Annotated in this window: 1 protein-coding gene; it reads left to right on the top strand. The window is 40.1% G+C overall.

Annotated features, from left to right (window positions below; all coding sequences use genetic code 11):
- A partial coding sequence (locus FC36_RS09245; RefSeq protein ID WP_156409574.1) for an LPXTG cell wall anchor domain-containing protein occupies positions 1-1,977 on the top strand: 1,977 nt, incomplete at its 5' end.
- Positions 1,978-2,138 lie beyond the last annotated feature (161 nt).

The following is a 2,138-nucleotide window of genomic DNA, read 5'->3' as shown; positions in this document are numbered from 1 at the left end:
GTAAGCAACTCAGCTTCAACATCAACATCAGTATCACAAAGCAAGAGTGAAAGTGGTGTAACAAGCTTAGATTCAAACGAAAGAAGCGAAAGTGAATCAGTTAAATCTGAATCAGAATCACGTAGTGACTCAGTGAAGTCAGCAAGTGAAAGTGCTTCAGAATCAGTATCAGAACAACAAAGCACAACTGAATCAGCATCAACAAGTGCCTCAGAAAGCTTATCAGAACACTGGAATGAATCAGCAAGCACATCAGCAAGCAAGTCAACATCAGATTCAGAATCAACTTCAACAAGTCAATCAGACTCAGCAAGCCAATCTGTATCTGAAAGTACTTCAACACCAGTTGAAGATCACTCAAGTGAAGTAGCAAGCCAAGTTAAGGACCACGAAAACTCAACATCTGAGTTCAAGTCAGTATCTGAAGAAGTTTCTGAAAGCTTATCAGAATCTAAGTCGTTAGCAAGTGAATCCGATGCATCCGCATCCGAATCTCAAAGTACTTCAGCTTCCGCAAGTGAATCAATTGTGGTAAGTGCAAGTGAATCAGCTTCATTAAGCGATTCAATCTCAGAATCTAAGAGTGCCGAAGGAACAAACAACTTGACATCTGAAGAAGAATCACAAAGCGACTCAGCTAAGTCATCATCTGAATCACAAAGTGAATCAATCTCAGAAGCAAGCAAGTCCGCAAGCGAATCATTATCACGTCACCAAAGTGAAAATGAATCTACAAGCGACTCAGCATCCGAAAGCTTATCTAAGGTCTTTAGTGAAATTGATAGCAAGTCAATAGCTGAATCTCAAAGTACTTCAGCAAGCGACAGCAAGTCAACGAGCGCTTCAGTTTCTGAAAGTCTCTCAACAAGTGCCTCAATTTCTACGGGCGAATTAACGTTTGAATCAACACCAGATCGTTCAAGTGAAGTAGAAAGCCAAGTTGAGGAACACGAAAACTTAACTTCAGAGTTTAAGTCAATCTCTGAGGAAGTTTCCGCAAGCTTATCAGAATCTAAGTCCTCAGCTAGTGAATCCGATGCATCCGCATCCGAATCTCAAAGTACTTCAGCTTCCGCAAGTGAATCAATTGTGGCAAGTGCGAGTGAATCAGCTTCATCAAGCAATTCAATCTCCGAATCTAAGAGTGCCGAAGGTACAAATAGCTTGACGTCTGAAGAAAAATCACAAAGTGACTCAGCTAAGTCAGCCTCTGAATCCCAAAGTGAATCAATCTCAGAAGCAAGCAAGTCCGCAAGTGAATCATTATCACGTCACCAAAGTGAAAATGAATCCCAAAGCACTTCAGCTTCAACGAGCTTGTCAGAAGCCTTGGCTGACCTGCCAATAACTGGTGGTACAACACCATCTGAGGAAATTGATGATGATTCAACTTCAGTATCATCAAGTACTTCAGTATCAATGAGTACTTCAACAAGCGTTTCAGAATCGTCAAGTGCTTCAGCATCAATGAGTACTTCAACAAGCGTTTCAGAATCGTCAAGTGCTTCAGCATCAATGAGTACTTCAACAAGCGTTTCAGAATCATCAAGTACTTCAGCGTCAATGAGTACTTCAACAAGCGAGTCTGTATCATTAAGCGCAAGTGAATCTGCCTCAACAAGTGTGAGTGAATCGTTAAACGTAACTAGCGAAACAGATTCTGACCTTGGGGAAATAACTGATGCAATCAGTCCAGATTCTACTGCTTCAACAAGTTCTTCTACTGAACAAACTGGTGCAAGTGAATCAACTTCAACAAGTGATAGCTTAGCAACGTCTGAATCATTAGTTGACCTTAATGTTACAAAGACAAATGACTCTAAGGCACCAATTGACCTCACGAAGAACAAAGCTAAGCAAGCTTTACCTCAAACAGGTGATAAAGCAACTTCTACAACCGGTCTAGGTTTAGCAGCTGCTGCGTTAGGATTACTTGGGTTTGCCAAGAAGAAAAAGGATGATCAACAAAAAGATTAATCTTTAGATTTTTGGAAAATTTAAATTTCTATAGTAAAAGAGCAATGGTTGAAATTTTGAATTTCGCCATTGCTTTTTGTTATCTTTTAAAGCGTTTTCAAAAAGGTAAGCACACCATAACAGGACGTAAAAAGAAGCGATGGAAGAAATCCAATTGGTTA

The organism is Ligilactobacillus equi DSM 15833 = JCM 10991, from assembly GCF_001435735.1.
Classification (GTDB): Bacteria; Bacillota; Bacilli; order Lactobacillales; family Lactobacillaceae; genus Ligilactobacillus; species Ligilactobacillus equi.
Note: the sequence above shows the minus strand (reverse complement) of the source record. Positions and strands in the feature narration are given on the sequence as shown.